We start from the raw sequence: 18,499 nt of genomic DNA, 5'->3' as shown, positions 1-18,499 counted from the left end.
AATAACCGAGTTCATTCCAAATCGGAAGGAGCCTAAGCCTAAACGTCGTTTGTGGCCAAGGTGTAAAGCCGTTGATACTGACCCGCAACACTATAAACCGGCGCGGGTTTTTGGCGCCGAATAATAAAGACCGACAGGGAGCGCCTTGCATGAAGCACATGAAATCCATTTTGGCGGTATTTACCGCCGCCGTATTGGGTTTGGCCGGGAGCGCCCACGCGGGGGCGACCCTGGATGCGATCCAGAAGAAAGGTTTTATCCAGTGCGGGGTCAGCGACGGTTTGCCGGGCTTCGGCGTGCCGGACGCCAACGGCAAGATGACCGGCATTGATGTGGACGTGTGCCACGCCGTCGCGGCGGCGCTGTTCGGTGATGCGTCGAAAGTGAAGTTCAGCCAGTTGACCGCCAAGGAGCGCTTCACCGCGTTGCAGTCCGGCGAGATCGACCTGATTTCCCGCAACACCACCTGGACCAGTTCCCGCGACGCGGGCATGGGCATGGTGTTCACCGGCGTCACCTACTACGACGGCATCGGGTTTCTGGTGAACACCAAGCTCGGCGTGAAGAGCGCCAAGGACCTGGACGGCGCGACCATCTGCATCCAGGCCTGCACCACCACCGAGCTGAACGTGTCTGACTACTTTCGCTCCAACGGCCTGAAGTACACGCCGATCACTTTCGACACCGCCGACGAAAGCGCCAAGGGCCTCGAGGCTGGCCGCTGCGACGTGCTCACCACCGACCAGTCAGGGCTCTACGCCCAGCGGATCAAGATGGCCCACCCGGATGAGTTCGTCGTATTGCCGGAGGTGATTTCCAAGGAACCGTTGGGCCCACTGGTGCGCAAGGGCGACGACGAGTGGTTCAGCATCGTCAAATGGACGCTGTTCGCCATGCTCAATGCCGAGGAAATGGGCATCACTTCGCAGAACGTCGAAGAGCAGGCCAAGTCCAGCAAGAACCCGGACGTCGCCCGCCTGCTGGGTGCCGACGGTGACTACGGCAAGGACCTGAAACTGCGCAAGGACTGGGTGGTGCAGATCGTCAAGCAAGTGGGTAACTACAGCGAAGTGTTCGAGCGCAACATCGGCCAGGGCAGTGTGCTGAAAATCAAGCGCGGCCTGAATGCCCTGTGGAGCAACGGCGGCATCCAGTACGCGCCGCCGGTTCGCTGAGGCGTCACGAAGACACCGTGTCCTTGCCCGCTGCCTTGGAGCGATACAACGCCTGATCGGCCCTGGCCATCAGGCAGGCGGGTGACTCATCGTTGAGTCGCTCCACGACGCCGAGGCTCAATGTCACCTTGAAGTTGCCCACGGCGGGCAGCGCCTGGAGTGCGGTGCGCATCCGCTCGGCCAGTGTGCGGGCTGCGTCCAACGTGCTTTTGGGCGTGATCACCATGAATTCATCGCCGCCCCAGCGGGCCAGCAAATCGCCGTGGCGCAGGCAGGCTTCCAGGCATTCCACCACGCGCACCAGGGTTTCATCGCCTACGGCGTGGCCGTGCTGGTCGTTGATGGGCTTGAAGTCATCGATATCCATGGCAATCAGCGACAGCGGCAGGCGAAATCGTTGGGCGCGGTCGCATTCCTCCAGGAGGACGCGCTCCAGGCGGTAACGATTGGCCACCCGGGTCAAGGCGTCGCGCTCGGCCAGGGAGCGGTTTTCGTCCAGTTGCAACTGCAGTTGTTGATTGACCCGCGACAGCTCGCGGGTGCGCTCGGCCACCAGGGCCTCGAGGGATTGATTGCGTCGTTCCAGCTGTTCAATGGACTGTTTACGCGCCTGGATACTGCGGTGGGCGCCGATCATGCGGGCCACCGAGCCATCGTCGTTACGTGCGATCACGTAGCCACGGTCTTCGATCCACAGGTAGGAGCCGTCTTTCCGGCGGCAGCGGTATTCGGCTTGGTAATGCGTGGTGCGGCGGTTGATGTAGTCATCAAACTGCATCATCACATTCGGGTAGTCCTCGGGGTGAATCACGCTTTCCCAGGTGAACACGCTGTTTTCCAGGGAGTGATGGGCGTAGCCGAGCATTTCGTACCAGCCGGGGTTGCGATAGACGAACCCCGTGTTGGCGTTCCAGTCCCAGATCCCGTCGCTGACCAGCTCCATGATGGCGTGCAGCATGTCGGCGTTAAGGTTGCAGAACTCGTTCCGTGACGGTTCGCTGGTGGATGTATCGTCCATTACGCGCTCCCTGCGTGGGCTGGCTCCGATGGCCAGTCAAAGTTGACGCCGATACTCCGTGGCTGGCGGTACTGTACAACGGCGCTTTGGCGCTTAGAAAGGGGCGTTGGTCCAGTTGTTTAATTGCTGAGAAGCTCAGTCCACCGGGGCCTACTTCGGCGCAACCATCCTCGTCCGTGGCGCCCCATTGGCATTGTGCTGATAAATCGCTTCAGGCTGCCCTTGCCGGTTAAAAAATACCTGGCCAATCCCGGCGGAATTCCACAAGCGCTCACCCGCCTCGGCGTGTTCCGGAATATGCGGCACCACCTGCATGGGCCGGCGCCGGGTCAGCCAGTTCAACGGTGAACGGGGTGAATAGAGCCAGCGATTGAGGCGGTCGAACCATTCCAGCAGGCGCGGGGGGAATTCGTTCTTGATACCGCTGCTGGTGATCTGCCAGATGTTCGGGCCGGCGTTGCGGTGACGGATCAGTACTTCGTAGACGAACGAGTAGTGCACGTCACCCGACAGGATCACGTAGTTGCCCGGGGTGCGGGAGTGGCGAAAGATATTGAGGATGACCTGCGCCGCGCCGCGATGGGCCATCCAGTTTTCCGCGTCCACCAGCAGTGGGTAGCCGCACCAGCTGAAGGCTTTTTGCACGGTCTCGATCAGCTTGACGCCAAAGATGGGCGCCGGTGACACGATGATGGCCGAAGGGTGATCCAGCAGTGCCTGTTGCAGTTCGCTCAAGGCTTCCCAGTCCAGCAGGCCAGAGGGCTGCTTGAGGTTGAACTCGCTGCGCCAGCGCCGGGTGCGGGTGTCGATCACTACCAGCGCAGGCGTGGTCGGCAGCACGTAATGCCAGTGCTGGAACGTCAGCAGCTCGTCCACCAGTTCATCCTGGGCGACGGCATTCAAGTAGTTGCCGTGGGGCTGTGTGGTCAGTGCCAGGGTTTTGGCGATGACCGTGTCAAACGCATCCGGGTTGTTGCCCCAGCCCTGGCAGAGCATATAGGCCAGCAGGGCGTTGCCGATGATGCGCTTGGAGAACGGGTGGCCGTAGGCGGTTTCTTCCCATTGGGCGCTGAGGTTCCAGTCGTCGGTGATGTCGTGATCATCGAAGATCATCAGGCAGGAGAGGTGGGCGAACACCCTGGCGACGCCGTCCAGGCCGTCACGAAACGTATCGATCTGCACGTGCTCGTGTGCATAGCGTACGTGCTCTTCGGCACGCAGTTGTGGTGCTTGCGGGGTGATCAGTTGCCACGGTGTGGGCGACCAGGCCAGCAAGTACATCGCCATGACTTCGGCGAAGGTCACCAGGTGGTTGTCGGCGCTGCTGCTGGTGAAAATCGGTTTTTTTACGCCACCAAAAAATCGCTCGCGCAGGGTCTCGTTGCTCTCCAGGGCGGGCAACAGATCGGCGCGATGGTAGTAGCTGGCGGCATGCTCATAGAGGGCTGCGCTGTTGTCGACGACGGCACCGTCGAGGTGTTCGTCGAACAGGCCGAGGCGGCTGATCAGCGCGTGAATGGCCCGCAGCATCGGCCCCGCGACATCGTCGGCGTAGACCTGGTCGCCGCTCATCATCAACAAGGCCGGGCGTTCTTCCACCGTGTTCGACTCGGCCAGCAACCGGTCGACACACAGCAAACCGTCGGCGGCGCTGTGGTGAGGTTTGCGGCACGAGCCGTGCACCAACTGGTGGATGCGGCTGTGCAGGACGAAGTTCGGGCCTGGGGCGCCCGGGTAGAGCAGGTGTGGCGCCCACTCGGCGATGCCGGCACCGTTTACCTGCAGGTCGTAGCCGATGCTCACGTCTTCGGGCAGGGCGTGTGCCAGTTCAACGTCGATCAGGTGAATAAACGCGTGGCGCCCCACGGGCACGACCTGGCAGCGACTGGCGTCCAGTTCGATCTCGAGGGACGCGCCCTGGGGGATCTGCACCCTCAGGGTCAATGCCAGGGCCCGACTTCCCACCAGCCACATCACCAGCCGCCGGGGTTCCAGGCGCCGCAGCAATGGGCCTGCGAGAACAGCGGGAAGGGTGTCGAGGTGAGGCATCAAGGCAACGGTTCCGGGCAAGGTTGGGCCGAAAAGGTAACGCATTGAATGTCAGCGTTTTGTTAAGGCGCGATACCCGGGCGAGCCGCACATTACCCGGCACCCGGGGGCAGGGGCTATAAACCGTTCACCTCAAATCATGACCCCATGGCAGACGGCTCGCCTTCAGCGATCATCCAGCGCAGCACGTCGCCCAGCGCCACACTGTGTTGGCGCTCGACCCAACGCACACCCTGCGGGCTGTACTGCTCCACATAGCGGCTGAGGACCAGGCGGCCGTGCTCCGACGATACACTCAGACGGGTTTCCCGGCAGAGCAGGGCATTGACCCCGCGTTTGCGGACCTGGCGTTGCAGGACCAGTGAGCTTGAATCAGAAGTCATCGCCGGTGCCCTTCCCGCAGCTATCGGCCCGGGGCGACGTCGCCCCCTGTTTGCCCTCCAGCACAAAGGCCGCGCGGTGTTCGGCGATCACATTACGCATGGCGCTGTAGTAGTCCGGTAACTTTTGCAGGCTGTCGGTCAGCGGCAGCAACGAGGCCCGCGTATCGACCGTGCCGCCCACCAGGCTGACGGTGCTCAGGGTTTGCACAGTGTCGCTGTCGCCCAGCGGCGCCACCAGGAAGCTCAAGACTTTGCCGGCTGCATCGCGGCTGTTGCCGGTGCCCAGCAAAGGCAGCTCGACGATCGGTCCATTGCCAATGCCCCACACGCCAAAGGTCTGGCCAAAGTCGGCGGTGTGGCGTGGGATGCCCATTCTGTCCGAGACATCAATCAACCCGACGATGCCCACCGTGGTGTTCACCGCAAAGCGCCCCAACGTGTTGATCGAGCGCCGTGGGTTGCCTTGCAACAGGTCGTTGATAAATACCTTGGGTTCGCTGAAGTTGCTGGCGAAGTTATGCACACCCTGCTGGAAAAAATCTGGCATGTATCGGTAGCCGCGCGCCACAGGCGCCAGGGCATAGTTATCCACAGTGCGGTTAAAGGCGAAGACGCCCCGGTTGACCCGCTCGGCCGGGTCGTACACCGGGTAGGAAACCTGTGCGCAGCGTGTGGTACTCGCCAGGTTGGCCGGGCTTGCGCAGCCTGTCAGGTAGGACACAGTCAGCAACAACACCGCCTGGCGGGCCAGGTGCTGGGGATACGTCAGCGAGCGCATAGGTTCAGTCTCCGGGAAAAGGAGGCCGATGCTGGCAGCCGCAGCTTGCGCAAAGATGTCTGCTTTATTGCGCGGTTGACGCTTTATTGCATGATTGAAATATATGACGGGCCGCGCCGAATAGTTTTAGATGGCGCATCGACAAGACCCAGTGATGCCCGCCGGTGAGCCATCTTTTAATCGTGGACGATGACCTTGAGGTCCTCGCCCTGCTGAAGAAATTTTTTCTGCAACATGGCTACACGGTCGAGACCGCCGCCCATGGCGCTGCGCTGTGGGCGGCCATGGAGCGTGCACCTGCCGACCTGATCATCCTCGACCTGATGCTGCCGGGGGATAACGGCCTGCTGCTGTGCCAGCGCCTGCGCCAGCAATACACAACGCCGGTGATCATGCTGACCGCCATGGGCGAACTCAGTGATCGCGTGGTGGGCCTGGAAATGGGCGCCGATGACTACTTGAGCAAACCGTTCGACGCCCGTGAATTGCTCGCCCGGGTGCGCGCCGTACTGCGTCGGGCCGGGGAAAACCGGCCGCCGCTGGGGGATGCCGCGCGCCCGTTGATTCGCTTCGCCGGCTGGCAACTGGACCTGACGCGCCGTGAATTGCGCTCGCCGGACCAGGTGATGATCCCGTTGTCGTCCGGGGAGTTCGACCTGCTGCTGGTGTTCGTCGAACACCCTCAGCGCGTGCTGACCCGGGAGCAATTGCTGAACCTGGCGCGGGGCCATAGCCACGACGCGTTCGACCGCAGCATCGACGTGCAGGTCAGCCGCCTGCGCCGCAAGCTGGAGTTCGACACCAAGCGCCCGGCGATGATTCGCACCGTGCGCAACGGCGGTTACCAGTTCACCGTTGCCGTGACCCGCTCATGAGCCGCTTCAAACCCCGGTACACGGTGGCCCGCTGGATTGCCCTGACCATCCTGATTGCGATGCTCACGGCGTTGGCCTTCAACGCGCTGTTTGTGCAGCTGGCGGGGGTGTGGGCCCGGCCGCCCTTGATTGAGACCGGCCTGTTGGACAAGGTGGCCGTGATTGTCCGGATGATTGAGGCGGCGGATCCGCTTCAGCGTCCAGGGCTGGCCCGGTCCGCCGGGGACGACACGTTCAGCGTGCAGTGGGCGGCCAATCGTGGACAGGTCGACCTGCCCCTCATGAAAAATCCGTCGGTGCATCCTGCCCAGGAAGTGTTCGGCCATTCACTCAACTGGCCGCAGCGGCGCATCGAGGCCTACGACCCCTCGGACTGGTCAGGCCCCGGCGGGCACTACGCATTGCTGGTGGAATTGACGGACCATTCCTGGCTGACCCTCAATGCCAGCTCCCGCAGTTGGGGCCTGCCGGAGGGGCTGCGCAGCCTGGTGGTGCTGGTGCTGGTGTTGCTCTCGACGGCGTTGGTCACCTGGGTTGCCACCCGTCGGCTTGCCCGGCCACTGCAAGACTTCGCCCAAGGCGTGCGACGCTTTGGTGCCGACTTTCGAGCACCGCCCATCGAGCCGGTCGGCCCCCACGAGATCCGCCAGGCGATCCTCGCGTTCAACGGCATGCAGGCGCAGTTGCAACACTTCATCCAGGACCGCACCCAGATGCTCGCGGCGATTTCCCATGACCTGCGGGCGCCGCTGACCCGCCTGCGTCTGCGGGGCGAATTCATTGAGGACGCCGACCAGCAACATCGCCTGTTCCGGGATGTCGACGAGATGCAGGCAATGATCAGCACCGCCCTGGAATTCTTCCGCGACGACGCGCGCCTGGAACAGGCCACCCAACTGGACCTCGCCGAGTTGCTGCAAACGCTGATTGACGACTACCGCGACCAGGCCATCGACATCACCTTCAACGGCCCGCAGCGACTGGTTTATTTCGGCCGACCGCTGGGGCTCAAACGGGTGATGACCAACCTTTTGGACAACGCGATTCACTACGGGCTGGCGCCGGAAGTTGAACTGCAACAGAGTCCTGGAAGGGTGACGGTGCGGGTGCTGGACCGTGGCCCCGGCATCCCGGTGGAGCAGCACGAGCAGGTGTTCCTGCCGTTCTTCCGGTTGGAGGGCTCACGCAACAAAAGTACCGGTGGTGTCGGTTTGGGGCTCTCCACAGCACGGGCGATTGTGCTGGAACACGGTGGGACGCTGACGTTGGAAAATCGCCCGTGCGGCGGGTTGGCCGCCGTGGTGGTGTTGCCGGTTTAGGAGGCTTAAGCCTTCATGTCAACTCGCGTCCCAGGCCGCTCAGAGAGCCGCTGTTCGACTGGGCGTTTTGTTGATTGGCGCCGCTATGCGAGGGTTCCTCCTTTGGTTTGGGTGCAGGTTGAACAGGCTGAACGGGTTGAAGTGCCTGGATCAGGTTTTGGTTATGAAAAACGCTGCCGATCATCATGGGTGTACCTCTCGCTCAATAGGATGTTCGCGTTGAGTGCGACACCGATCAGTGGCCCTGGCCCGGTCCGGCGTTCCGGGCCATTGGTTTTCCAGTTGCTTCATCGTCTCAAAGGTGTCGGTTTCAAGCCGGCTTCGGCACCGTAAACCGAAACTCGCTGCCACGGCCCAATTCACTTTCGGCCTCGATTCGCCCGCCATGGGCCTGCACGATGCCCTGGGTGATGTACAGCCCGAGGCCGCTGCCGGTGGGGTTGTTTTCGGTTTGGGTCCAGTAGCGATCAAACACATGGGGCAACTGCTCAGGGGCGATCCCTTCGCCGGAATCACGTACTGAAAACACAATTTCTTCGCCATTGCTCAACGCACTGATGCCGATATTGCCCTGGCGCGGCGTGAACTTGATGGCGTTGCCGATCAGGTTCGACAGCACCTGGAACAACCGTTCCGGGTCCGCGTTGATTTGCAGCCCGGGCTCGGCGTTGAACGACAGGTCGATGCCCTTTTCCATCGCCAAAGGCGCCAGCAGTGAGTAGGCCTCTTCGAAGATCTGGCTCACGTCCAGGGCTACCGGCTTGACGGTGTAGCGCCCGGCTTCGATCTTCGAGGTGTCGAGTAAATCCTCCAGCAGCACATTCATGCGCCCGGCGGCTTGTTGCATGGTGTCGATGGCCGAGGAAATCCGCCGTGAGGTGTGCGGGCCATCGGAGCTGAAGGCCTTTTGCATCATGCCGCAGAGCATCGAGATGACGGTCATCGGGTTGCGCAGGTCGTGGGAAACCACCGCCACCAACTCATCCCGCGCGCGCACGGCTTGCTGTTCGCGCAGCACCTGGCGGGCCAGGTCATTTTCCAGGGCCGAGCGGCGCAGGTCGTTAGCGGCGAAGCGGTCGCCGTGGCTCCACTTGGTGGAGATGCCGGCCATCTCCACCTTCCAGATTTCAAAGGAGGTGCGGGGGCGAAGGTGCAGGCCCGCGTCGGTGCTTTCCAGGTCCAGGGGCTTATTCGGGTCGCCGCTCCAGTTGATGTTTTCCTTCACCTCGGGGCGAAACCACAACACGCCGTTGTCCACCGGCTTGGGCAAACTCATGGCCAGCACGCCACTGGCGACGTGCTGGTATTCAGCCGCCGGCGGGTACACCGAGGCCAGGTTATGGCTGGCAAACACCGGCTGCCCGGCCTCTTGCAGCCACTTGTGCAGGGCACGAATCTGCCCGGGTTCAGGGCAGTTGCCGTAGCGGTGCAGTTGCTTGTCTTCGATGATTGCCACGCCGCCGGCCAGGGTCAGGTCCATCAACTGTTGCGGACATTTCGCCAAGCCGTCGAACACATTGTCGGGCGAGGCCTGCATGGCCTGGTTGAGCGAGGCCAGCGCCTCGAGTTTTTCGTCGCGCTGGCGGCTCAGTTCCAGGGCTTCCATGGCGCTGATCTGCAACGACAGCACTTGGCCGATGGTTTGGCACGCCGTGCGCAGGTCATTGGGCACCAGCAGCGGCTGGCGATTACCGCAGCTGATCAAGCCCCAGAGTGTGTCGCCCTTCATCAGGGAAATACTCATGGACGACAGCACGCCCATGTTCTTCATGTACTGGCAGTGAATCGGCGACACACTGCGCAGGGTGGCGAAGCTCAGGTCCAGGGGCTGGCCGGTGTCCGGGCGCAACCTGGGCACCAGCGGCACCGCCTCATAATCGGCGTTGGGGATGATCCGCAGCCAGTTGGTGCGGTACAACTCGCGGGCCTGTTCGGGGATGTCGGACGCGGGGAAGAACAGGCCGTTGAACAACTCCATCGAAGGCGCGGACGCTTCGGCGATCACCTGGCCGTGACCTTCTTCTTCGAAGCGATAAATCAGCACGCGGTCGTAACCGGTCATGGCCTGGATTTCGTTGACGCTGATTTCATACAAGGCTTGCAGGGTTTTCGCCGCTTGCAGGCGCTGCAGCATTTTGCCCAGGTTGCTGGTTCGGCCATTGAGGGCCCGTGGCTGGAAGTCCTTGAGCCGTGGCTCGAACTCCAGCACCAGCACCTCTTGATGACGGTGCAGCAACCCTTCGAACTCGGCGCCGTTGAGGGTTATGTGCAACGGTGGGGCGTCGAAGAAACGGTTGTGCGTGACCATGGCCTGGACGGCTTCGGCATGTTCTGTGCCGATCAAGGTATGCAGCGGCTGGCCCAGCAAGGACTCGGGCGGCTGATTGAACAGCCCGGCCACGTTGGCACTGACCTGCTCGATGCGCAGGCCTGGCTCGGACAAGGTCAGCAATGCGCCGTGAGGCTGGATGGCCCCCGGGAAACGGATCGGCTCGTCAGCACAGTTGGCCAGCAGTTCTTCAAAGTCTTGGGGTTTCATAGCAGTACCTCCTGGCTGTCGAGCCATTGCTCAAAGCAGCTGAATGTTGAGCGCGCGGCGTTTACGGCGCGCAGCTTGGCGTGCGCGTCGAGGGGCACACGGCTCAGGTAATCGAGAAAGTCTTTCCAGCGCCGACCGGTTTCGGCGCCATACACATTGAGAAACGCGCCACCGTTGTCGGCATCCAGGCCCAGGCGCTGCGCCATTTCCCGGCGCAGGATCTGGCCGCCCAATGTGGCGCCTTCCAGCACGTACAACGCACCCAGGCAGGCGGCGGGTGTGTCGAGGGGCGGTAGGGAGGTGCAGCGGGGCAGGGCGGCAACGGCCGGGTCGTCCAGGCCCAGGGCGTGGAGATCGGTCAGCAAGGTCGGTGTTTTCAGGCGCAGCGCCTGATCGAATCCCACGGGGATCAAGTCGCTGTCATACAGCGCTGCTTCCAGTGGGCGGTAGAACCCGTAGTAGGCCTGGAGCAGCCGTCGATAGCCGTCGTGATCCAGCTGCGGGGAGAAAAACGGCAAGCGTTTTTCCAGGGCGACGTGCAGTAAGGCGGTACCTGAGCGCAAGGCTTCAAGTACGGGGGGCGCACCAACGTCATGGGCCTGTGAATGCATTCAGTCAACTCGAACGGGGGGCCTGCGGGCCATAAAAGGTTGCGTAATAACTGACCGCAGGGGCTGTCGTGAAGTTCGCCGCAACTGATATCGCGACGCTATCAATGCATGGGCGGCCCCTGCACGAGGGCCGATTGTACGCAATCGATCAAACCCTCGGTGCTCCATGGCTTGGGCAGGAACCGCACGGTGCCGCCCAGTTGCGAGGCCATTGCGGTATTACCCGAGGTCAGCAGCACCGGCAGCGACGGCCAACGATGGGCCACCACCTTGCTCAAGTCGTAGCCATTGAGCAGGCCGGGCATCTGAATATCGCTGACAATCAGGTCCACCGGATCACTGGCCCGCTCCAGAAAAATCATCCCTTCGTCTGCGGAGGGGAACGACGTTACTACCGCACCGAAATCCTCCAGTACATCCACCATCAACGAGCGAATGATTTCGTCGTCTTCCAGCACCAATATCGATGGCTGAGCCATGATCCTTACTCCACCATCCGGGTTAAGTAAGGTGGAGTGGGGGGCGACTGATTAGGTTCGATTGGATATGTTTTTTGCGATGGGTGGTCATTTGGTGGGAGTTCTTGCGGGCGACAGGCCCGATACGTCACGATGCCGTCCCCCACGCAATGGAAGGCAATCCCGTGTTGAGCACTCCCGATATCGGCGGCCGTATGATCAAGGTCGACCACGCCGGCGAACACGGCGCGATCTGCATCTACAGCGGCCAACTGTTCATGGCACGCCTGGTTGCCCCAAACCTGGTGGAAGAACTCAAAGCGTTACGCTCCCACGAATTGCGCCACCGCGCGGTGTTCCAGGCCGAGTTGCAGCGCCGTGGCCGCCGGCGTTGCCGCAGCTACTGGTTATGCGGCATCGGCGGCCTGGTCTTGGGGTTGGTTACCGGGCTGTGCGGCCGCAAGGCGATCCTCGCCACCACCGTCGCCGTCGAAAGCGTGGTGCTTAAACATTTGGCCCATCAGCTTCATGTTCTACGGGATAGCGATTCGCAGGCCGTGGTGGCGATTTCCTCGATCGTGGAAGAAGAACAGCAGCACCATGACCAGTCAGCCGCGCAGATTGACCCGCGCGATCCGTGGAGCCGGGCGTTGAACCCGGTGGTGACGGCCTGGACGGAGGCGGTGATCTGGATGGGCATGCGTTCGTGAGTGGCTGCAGTCGCCTCCCTGTTGTTATCCGGGTCGCTACCCCTGATGATGCGGCGTTGTTGCCGGCGATAGAAGCATCTGCAGCTCAGGTTTTCCGCGCCATCGAATCCTTGGGCTGGCTGGCCGATGCTGAGGTCATGAGTGTTGAACGTCATCGGCAATTGATCGCGATGGGCACGTGTTGGGTGGCGGTGGGCGCTGCTGGCCAAGTCCAGGGTTTCATCAGTGCCCAGGTGTTTGATGACGACCTGCACATTCATGAACTGTCAGTGGCGCAGGCCATGCAAGGCCGTGGCGCAGGACGGCAATTGCTTGAGGCCGTGATGAATGAGGCCCGTTCGCGCCGTTTGCGGACGGTCACCCTGACCACGTTGTGTGATGTGCCCTGGAATGCCCCGTTTTACCAGCGGCTGGGATTTCGGCAACAGCACTCTCTGCCCCCGGATCATCGTTTGGCGGAGGCTTTGCGTGAGGAGTATCGTCACGGTTTTGCGCCGGGCAGTCGCTGCGCCATGTCGTGGCAGGTCACCACCTGAACCGGCACACCGGATGGAACGTTATTTATGAAGCACGTTGTTTTACTCACCTTTGCCCTGATGTCCGGTTTTGTCAGTGCCCAGGCCATGGCGGCAGGCGACGCCGAAGCCGGTGGAAAGCTATTCAGCAAAACCTGCGGCGGTTGCCACAGCATCGGCGAAAACGCCCGCGGCGGTTTCGGGCCGGAACTCAACGGCATCATTGGCCGCCCGGCCGGGACCACCACTGACTATCAGTACTCCGATGCGATGAAGAACTCAGGCGTGGTCTGGACGCGGGATAAGCTGGCGGCCTATATCGAGGCGCCGAAAAAGGTGGTGAGCGGCACCCGGATGATTTTCTGGGGGATCAGTGATCAAGAGAAAATCGACAACTTGCTGGCGTACCTCGCGACCTTTCCGGCGCAATAAAAAGCGATTCCAAGACAAGGATTTTCCCTCATGGTCTCACCGCGTATCCGGGCGCTTGCGCTCTGTGTCTTCCACCGAAACGGCCGAATTCTGGTTCACGAATTCCAGGATCTGGTGAAACAGCAGACGATCTTTCGTCCGATCGGTGGTGGCATCGAATTCGGTGAATACAGCGCCGAGGCCATTGTGCGAGAAGTCCAGGAAGAACTCGCACAACCCATTCACAGCCTGCGCCTGCTCGGCACTCTGGAAAGCATCTTCACCTATGACGGCAATCCCGGGCACGAGATCGTCCAGGTCTACGATGGCCAATTTGAGGATCAGGACCTGTATGAGCAACCATACCTCGACGGTGCCGAAAGCAACGGTTTTGCATTCAAGGTGAGTTGGAGGGACAGCTCAAGCTTTACGGCGCAGTCGCCACTGGTGCCGGAGGGGCTTTACGAGTTGCTCAAACGCGCCGCATTGCTGGATTGACGAAACGCCTCCCGATAATGCCTCGGCGCCTTCCCGGCCACTCGCTTGAAAGCATTGCTGAACGCGCTTTCAGACCCATACCCCAATGACTGCGCCAACACGCCTACCGACAGGTTCCCTTCACGCAACGCCCGTTGCGCAAGGCGCATGCGCCATTCGGTCAAGTACGTCAGCGGTGGCACCCCGGCGACGCGCTTGAAGTACTGCGAAAAGGTGGTGCGTGACATCGCGGCAGCGGCCGCCAAGGCTTGCAGCGTCCAGGCACTCCCCGGTTCGCCGTGCATCAAGCGCAGTGCGGGCGCCAGCCGCGGGTCGCTGACCGTACGCAGCCAGCCTTCGGGTAATACGCCCGAGGTCTCGACGTAGGCCCGCAGGATCTGGATAAACATCAACTGCGCCAGTTGCGCCGATGCCAGGCTCGCCCCCAGCAAATTGGCTTGCCCCTCATGCGCCAGTTGGCCAAGCAGCCATTGCACGATTGCCGCTTGCGGCGCCGTGGCCCGCACGTGGATCAGGGGCGGCAGTGCGTTGGCCAGCAGGCCGCCGCTTTCCGGGTCCAGTTGCACATAGCCGCCGATGTGCACGCAGCCTTGGCCGTCACCGATTTGCGGGAAACGGCCGGCGTTCGCGAACAACTGCCGCGCCTCCAGCGGCGTGACCGACACATCACTGGCGAGCACAAACGAGCGTTGTGCGCACAGCAGGAACACATCGCCCGCCTCAATCAACACCGGCGCCGGCTCGCCTTCCAGCCACAGCCAGCACTGGCCCTTCACCAGCCCGAAGAACTTGATCTTGTCCGGCGCCGGAAAACCCAGGGCCCAGGCGCCGCCCGCGCTGAAACCGCCGGTCATCACCGATTGGGCGTTCACGAAAGTGAGAATCTCGGAAAACGGGTCGCTGTGCATATTCGTACTTTTACGCAGGTAAACGGGAAGTTCGAGTATTCAGAGTACGGCTTTCACGGCGTAGCGTGTTAACCACACGTCTAATGGAGATTCTGTCATGCCCACAGCACAAAACCCGATCCTTGGCGGCTACGGCGCGGCGACCACTGCCGCCGACGTGATCCGAGGCGTCGACCTCTGCGGCAAGGTGGCGATTGTCACGGGTGGTTACTCCGGCATTGGCCTGGTCACCGCCCGCACCCTGGCTGCCGCCGGCGCTCATGTGATCGTTCCGGCCCGTGACCCGGTCAAGGCCAGCGCCGCGCTCCAGCCTTATCCACAGCTGCACCTTGAAGCCCTCGACCTGATGGACGCCCATTCCATTGAACAGTTTGCCGAGCGTTTTCTGGCGACCGGTCGCCCGCTGCATCTGTTGATCAACAACGCGGGGATCATGGCGCCGCCGCTGAGCCGCAATGCCCAGGGCTACGAGTCCCAGTTCGCCACCAACCATCTCGGGCATTTCCTGCTGACCCAGCGCCTGTGGCCCGCCCTGCAACGTGCCGAAGGTGCGCGGGTGGTGGCGTTGTCGTCTCGGGGGCATGTGCATGGCGCCGTCGACTTTGACGACTGGAATTTCGAGCGCCAGCCCTACGACCCATGGAAGGCCTACGGTCAGTCCAAGACTGCCAATGCGTTGTTCGCCGTGCACCTGGACACCCAGGGGGCGGCCAGCGGGGTGAGGGCGTTTGCGGTGCATCCCGGCGGGATCATTACCGATCTGGTACGGCACATGAAGGCTGAAGTCTTGCAGGCATCAGGTTATGTGGATGAGCACGGGCAACCGGTGATCGACCCCGCACGGAACATGAAAACCCCGGAGCAAGGCGCAGCCACCAGTGTGTGGTGCGCGGTCAGCGAGCAGTTGGCGGGAATGGGCGGGGTGTATTGCGAGAACTGCGATGTGGCGGTGGCGGTGAGTGCGGATTCGCAAGAGCCGTTGGGCGTCAGGCCGTGGGCGGTGGATGCCGGTTTGGCGCAGCGGCTGTGGACGTTAAGCGAACACCTGATGGGCGCACGTTAGGCCGCGGTGCGGGGTCAGCGCACGCTGACCCCGTCGGCCTGTCAAGAACCCTGCGGTGTTTCCCCACGCGCCAAACGCGCATTGATGTCGTCGATCACCGCCGGCAGTTCGACGATGGTGTCGATCAGGTAATGGGGCCGCGAGCCCTCGAACATCCGGGTAATACGGGCTCGCTCCTGCGCCAGTTCTGCGGCGGGCAGCGCCTTGTATTGCGCATAGGTCAACCCCAGCGCGTTGCCCGAACAGGTCAGCGCCACCGTCCACATGCCTGCGCTGCGGCCTTCCAGGATTCCCGGCCAGGTGTCGTCGACCTTCACGCACGCGGCCACATCACTGATGCCCAGCGCAATCACATTGGCCAGTGCCTGCGCCGGGTGCGGCCGCCCGTTGGGCACTTCGTCGGTCGCCACCACATGGTCGGCGACGTAGCCGTTCTGCCGCGCCAGTTCGACCACCTTGGCCATCACCACCGCCGGGTAGCCCGAGCAGGAGCCGATCTTCAAGCCCTGGTCGCGCAGGGTGTTGATCGCTTCAAGGGCGCCGGGAATGACCGCCGAATGCAGCGCGATTTTCTCGATCTGCAACGGCATGAAGCGCTCGTAGAGGGCCGTGACATCCTCGTCGGTGGGCAGGCGATCAAACACCGCCCGATAACGCTCGGCAATCTGCGGCAGGTTGCACAAGGTGCGGATGTGGTCCCACTTGCCCATGCCCATCGGGCCGCGGGCTTCCTCCAGGGAAACGGCAACGCCGAATTCGCCGAACGCCTCGACAAAAATCTGCGTGGGGGCGAAGGAGCCGAAGTCGACAACGGTGCCGGCCCAATCCAGGACCACGGCTTGCAGCGTGGAAGGTTGTTGGTAGTGCATGGCAAGTCTCCATTTTCAGGTGTGAGCAGGCCGTCCCTCTGCCGGAGTAGAGGTAAGCGCCTGGTGAGGGGTTAAACGGGGAAGGCGATCAGGTGGCCGGGATCGGGCTGGCCTCGAACAGCTCTGCGATCATCGGTCGGTTGCGCCGGATGCCCAGACAACACAGGTGGTAGTCGATGAAAAACGGATGGTCGACGAAGGTGATCGGCGTGGTGCCCGGGGTTTCGGCGTATTCCACGGCGGACACAAAGCCGATGCCGATGCCCTTGGTGATCGCGTGCACGATGGCTTCGCGACTGTTCAGTTGCATCACGCAGTTCACTGCGATGCCCTGGCGCTTGCAGCGTTCTTCCACCAGTTGCCGGGTGCGTGAGCTTTTCTCGCGCATCACCCATTTTTCGTGGCTGATCTGTTCCACGTGCACGGCTTCCTGTTGTGCCCACGGATGGTCATCGCGCACCACCGCAATAATCGGATAGCGCCGGTACAGCTGGGTATCAAAGCGCTGGTTGAATTCCGAAAGGGCCAGGATCGCCACGTCGATGTCGAAGTTGAACAGCCGGTCGAGGGTTTCCTTTTCCGGGGAAAACGAGGTTTCCAGTTCGATGTCCGGGTGGCGCTGCATCAGCTCGTAGGTCAGGTTCATCGCGATCGGCGGCGACACCGCGCCCAGGCGCAACAGCCCGGTCTTGCGCTGCTTGAAACTCTGCAACAGTTGCATGGCTTCATCCTCCTGGCCGAACAGCCCCTGGGTGATCCCGTAAAGGGCGTGCCCGGCCGCACTCATCTCGATAAACCGCCCGCGACGGTGGAACAGCTCCACCGAGAACTGCTTCTCCAGCCCGTTGACCTGCTCGCTGACGGTCGGCTGGCCGACGCTCAGGTACTCGGCGGCGAGGGTGAAACTGCCGGTCTTCGCCACCGCATGAAACGAGCGCAGCCACTTGTGGTACTGGTACATAAAAAGTCCTGTTCCTGAGGTCCGCCGGGTCGGTCATCAACGTCGGATAAACAAGGCCACCGCCGCACTGCACAGGCAGGCCGAGGTCACGACGATAAAGATCAGCGAGGTATTGCCGGTACTGTCGAGCATACCGCCGATCAACGGTTCCGCCAGGCCGGCGAACAGATAGGAGGAGAAGTTCATCACGCCCGTTGCCGTGCCTGCGCGTTTGGCGCCGACCAGGTCCGGGCACAGCGCCCAGAAACTCGACGCCGGCCCGTACACAAAGAACCCGCACAGGAACAACGCCACCAGGCCGATGGCGCTATGGGGCGGCAGGCTCCACATCCACAGGCTGGTGGCGGCGCCGAGGAACATGTACAGCATGATCGCCAGGTAGCGTTTGGAACCGAACAGCTTGTCCGAGACCCAGCCATTGCTCAGGGCGCCAATGGCCATGCCCACCGGCAGGGCCACGGTGATCCACTTGGGATCGATCAGGCTGTCGCCGCTTTTCCAGTTGGCCCCCAGGAAGTGCACCGGTACCCAGACGATCAGGCCGTAGCGGGCAGCGTTCTGGAAGCCCAGGGAGAGGGCGGCAATGATCAGGCGCGGGTTTTTCAGCACGGCCTTGTAGCGCTGCGCCGACGTTTCAACTTCACCATGGGCCACTTCATGGGCTTTGTCGTCGGCATTGGCCACGCCGGTGTCGGCCAGGGGTTCGAAGCCCAGGTCCTGAGGTCGTTCGCGAGCCACCAGGTAGAAAATGATGCCGCCGGCCAGCATCAACAGCACCGGCAGGCGGAAGATCCAGCGCCATTCCAGTTGGAACACTTCCAGCACCACGATCGACGTCACGTACGACAGGACCGAGGCGCATCCGGCGGCGAACACATAAAAACCGTACACCTTGCCGCGTTCGCCGGCGCTCCACCAATTGGAAATCAGCCGGCTGCCGGGCGCCCAACCGAGGGCCTGGAAGTAACCGTTGATGCCCCACGGCAGGATCAGCCCGGCAAAGCCGCTGGCGAAACTGGTGACCCAGTTGGCCGCGCAGGACAGCACCGCGCCCAGGGTCATGATGCGGCGCCCGCCGAACTTGTCGGCGAGGTTGCCATTGATGGCCTGGCCAATCGCGTACGACCAGAGCATGGCGGCCGAGGCCCAGCCGAGGGTTTCCTTGGTCAGGCCGAATTCGGCCTGGATGCCGGGGATGGCAAAACCAAAGGTCTGGCGGCCGGTGTAGAAAAACAGATAGCAAAACATAGCTGCCAGCAGCATGCGCCACTGGGCAACGCGGAACGACGAAGTACGGACGGCAGGAACAGGCAGCACGTGTGCACGATTCATGATGTTTTCCTTATTGTTATTCGCCCT

Annotated in this window: 19 protein-coding genes; 8 read left to right on the top strand and 11 right to left on the bottom strand. The window is 62.1% G+C overall.

From position 1 onward, the window contains the following. Nucleotides 1-149: 149 nt before the first annotated feature. Nucleotides 150-1,175: an amino acid ABC transporter substrate-binding protein gene (locus tag HX855_RS12950; RefSeq protein WP_177083435.1), complete on the top strand. Its 1,026-nt coding sequence runs from the start codon at nt 150-152 to the stop codon at nt 1,173-1,175. 4 nt (nt 1,176-1,179) lie between these two features. Here HX855_RS12950 and HX855_RS12945 read toward each other — a convergent pair whose 3' ends face one another. From HX855_RS12945 to HX855_RS12930, 4 genes are all read right to left on the bottom strand, one after another. Next, entirely contained in the window at nt 1,180-2,193 is a 1,014-nt protein-coding gene (locus tag HX855_RS12945; RefSeq protein ID WP_177083437.1) for a diguanylate cyclase, read from the bottom strand. A 150-nt stretch (nt 2,194-2,343) separates the two neighbouring features. Beyond that, a complete protein-coding gene (locus tag HX855_RS12940; protein WP_177083439.1) occupies nt 2,344-4,242 on the bottom strand; it encodes an alkaline phosphatase D family protein in 1,899 nt (632 codons plus the stop codon). A 137-nt stretch (nt 4,243-4,379) separates the two neighbouring features. Continuing rightward, complete coding sequence (locus HX855_RS12935; protein WP_177083441.1) at nt 4,380-4,625, bottom strand: hypothetical protein; 246 nt, start codon at nt 4,623-4,625, stop codon at nt 4,380-4,382. After that, complete coding sequence (locus HX855_RS12930; protein WP_177083443.1) at nt 4,615-5,403, bottom strand: VacJ family lipoprotein; 789 nt, start codon at nt 5,401-5,403, stop codon at nt 4,615-4,617. Before HX855_RS12930 ends, HX855_RS12935 begins: the two co-directional genes overlap by 11 nt. Before the next feature lie 164 nt (nt 5,404-5,567). On the opposite strand from HX855_RS12930, the gene HX855_RS12925 reads away from it, so the two are divergent. After that, complete coding sequence (locus HX855_RS12925) at nt 5,568-6,278, top strand: response regulator (protein WP_177083445.1); 711 nt, start codon at nt 5,568-5,570, stop codon at nt 6,276-6,278. Continuing rightward, a complete protein-coding gene (locus tag HX855_RS12920) occupies nt 6,275-7,597 on the top strand; it encodes an ATP-binding protein (protein ID WP_177083447.1) in 1,323 nt (440 codons plus the stop codon). The genes HX855_RS12925 and HX855_RS12920 overlap by 4 nt, the downstream gene beginning before the upstream one ends. Nucleotides 7,598-7,907: 310 nt before the next feature. On the opposite strand, the gene HX855_RS12915 is transcribed toward HX855_RS12920, so the two are convergent. The 3 genes from HX855_RS12915 to HX855_RS12905 all read right to left on the bottom strand — a co-directional run bounded on the left by HX855_RS12915 (nt 7,908) and on the right by HX855_RS12905 (nt 11,226). Next, complete coding sequence (locus tag HX855_RS12915) at nt 7,908-10,136, bottom strand: ATP-binding protein (protein ID WP_177083449.1); 2,229 nt, start codon at nt 10,134-10,136, stop codon at nt 7,908-7,910. Next, a complete protein-coding gene (locus tag HX855_RS12910) occupies nt 10,133-10,747 on the bottom strand; it encodes a biliverdin-producing heme oxygenase (RefSeq protein ID WP_177083451.1) in 615 nt (204 codons plus the stop codon). Before HX855_RS12910 ends, HX855_RS12915 begins: the two co-directional genes overlap by 4 nt. 101 nt (nt 10,748-10,848) lie before the next feature. Next, entirely contained in the window at nt 10,849-11,226 is a 378-nt protein-coding gene (locus HX855_RS12905) for a response regulator (RefSeq protein WP_177083453.1), read from the bottom strand. A 164-nt stretch (nt 11,227-11,390) separates the two neighbouring features. Between HX855_RS12905 and HX855_RS12900 the strand changes: the two genes are divergently transcribed. Genes HX855_RS12900 through HX855_RS12885 form a run of 4 tightly spaced genes read left to right on the top strand, consistent with a single transcriptional unit; the run spans nt 11,391 to nt 13,339 of the window. Beyond that, nucleotides 11,391-11,915: a demethoxyubiquinone hydroxylase family protein gene (locus HX855_RS12900; protein WP_309139790.1), complete on the top strand. Its 525-nt coding sequence runs from the start codon at nt 11,391-11,393 to the stop codon at nt 11,913-11,915. Next, complete coding sequence (locus HX855_RS12895) at nt 11,912-12,451, top strand: GNAT family N-acetyltransferase (RefSeq protein ID WP_177083457.1); 540 nt, start codon at nt 11,912-11,914, stop codon at nt 12,449-12,451. Before HX855_RS12900 ends, HX855_RS12895 begins: the two co-directional genes overlap by 4 nt. Before the next feature lie 27 nt (nt 12,452-12,478). Further along, nucleotides 12,479-12,862 (top strand): cytochrome c family protein, encoded by a 384-nt coding sequence (locus HX855_RS12890; protein ID WP_177083459.1) that lies wholly within the window; start codon nt 12,479-12,481, stop codon nt 12,860-12,862. A gap of 30 nt (nt 12,863-12,892) precedes the next feature. Further along, nucleotides 12,893-13,339 (top strand): NUDIX hydrolase, encoded by a 447-nt coding sequence (locus HX855_RS12885; RefSeq protein WP_177083461.1) that lies wholly within the window; start codon nt 12,893-12,895, stop codon nt 13,337-13,339. Here the strand turns inward: HX855_RS12885 and HX855_RS12880 are convergent. Continuing rightward, complete coding sequence (locus HX855_RS12880; RefSeq protein WP_177083463.1) at nt 13,303-14,247, bottom strand: AraC family transcriptional regulator; 945 nt, start codon at nt 14,245-14,247, stop codon at nt 13,303-13,305. The genes HX855_RS12885 and HX855_RS12880 overlap by 37 nt on opposite strands. A gap of 97 nt (nt 14,248-14,344) precedes the next feature. Here HX855_RS12880 and HX855_RS12875 point away from each other — a divergent pair, with 97 nt between their 5' ends. Beyond that, entirely contained in the window at nt 14,345-15,310 is a 966-nt protein-coding gene (locus HX855_RS12875; protein WP_177083465.1) for an oxidoreductase, read from the top strand. A 41-nt stretch (nt 15,311-15,351) separates the two neighbouring features. Here HX855_RS12875 and phnX read toward each other — a convergent pair whose 3' ends face one another. The 3 genes from phnX to HX855_RS12860 all read right to left on the bottom strand — a co-directional run bounded on the left by phnX (nt 15,352) and on the right by HX855_RS12860 (nt 18,472). Next, entirely contained in the window at nt 15,352-16,179 is an 828-nt protein-coding gene (phnX, locus tag HX855_RS12870; protein ID WP_177083467.1) for a phosphonoacetaldehyde hydrolase, read from the bottom strand. Between the two features lie 88 nt (nt 16,180-16,267). After that, entirely contained in the window at nt 16,268-17,140 is an 873-nt protein-coding gene (locus HX855_RS12865) for a LysR substrate-binding domain-containing protein (RefSeq protein ID WP_177083469.1), read from the bottom strand. Between the two features lie 36 nt (nt 17,141-17,176). Next, a complete protein-coding gene (locus HX855_RS12860) occupies nt 17,177-18,472 on the bottom strand; it encodes an MFS transporter (RefSeq protein WP_177083471.1) in 1,296 nt (431 codons plus the stop codon). Nucleotides 18,473-18,499 lie beyond the last annotated feature (27 nt).

The organism is Pseudomonas sp. IPO3778, assembly GCF_013386825.1.
Lineage (GTDB): Bacteria > Pseudomonadota > Gammaproteobacteria > Pseudomonadales > Pseudomonadaceae > Aquipseudomonas.
This window is presented reverse-complemented; position numbering and strand designations above follow the sequence as displayed.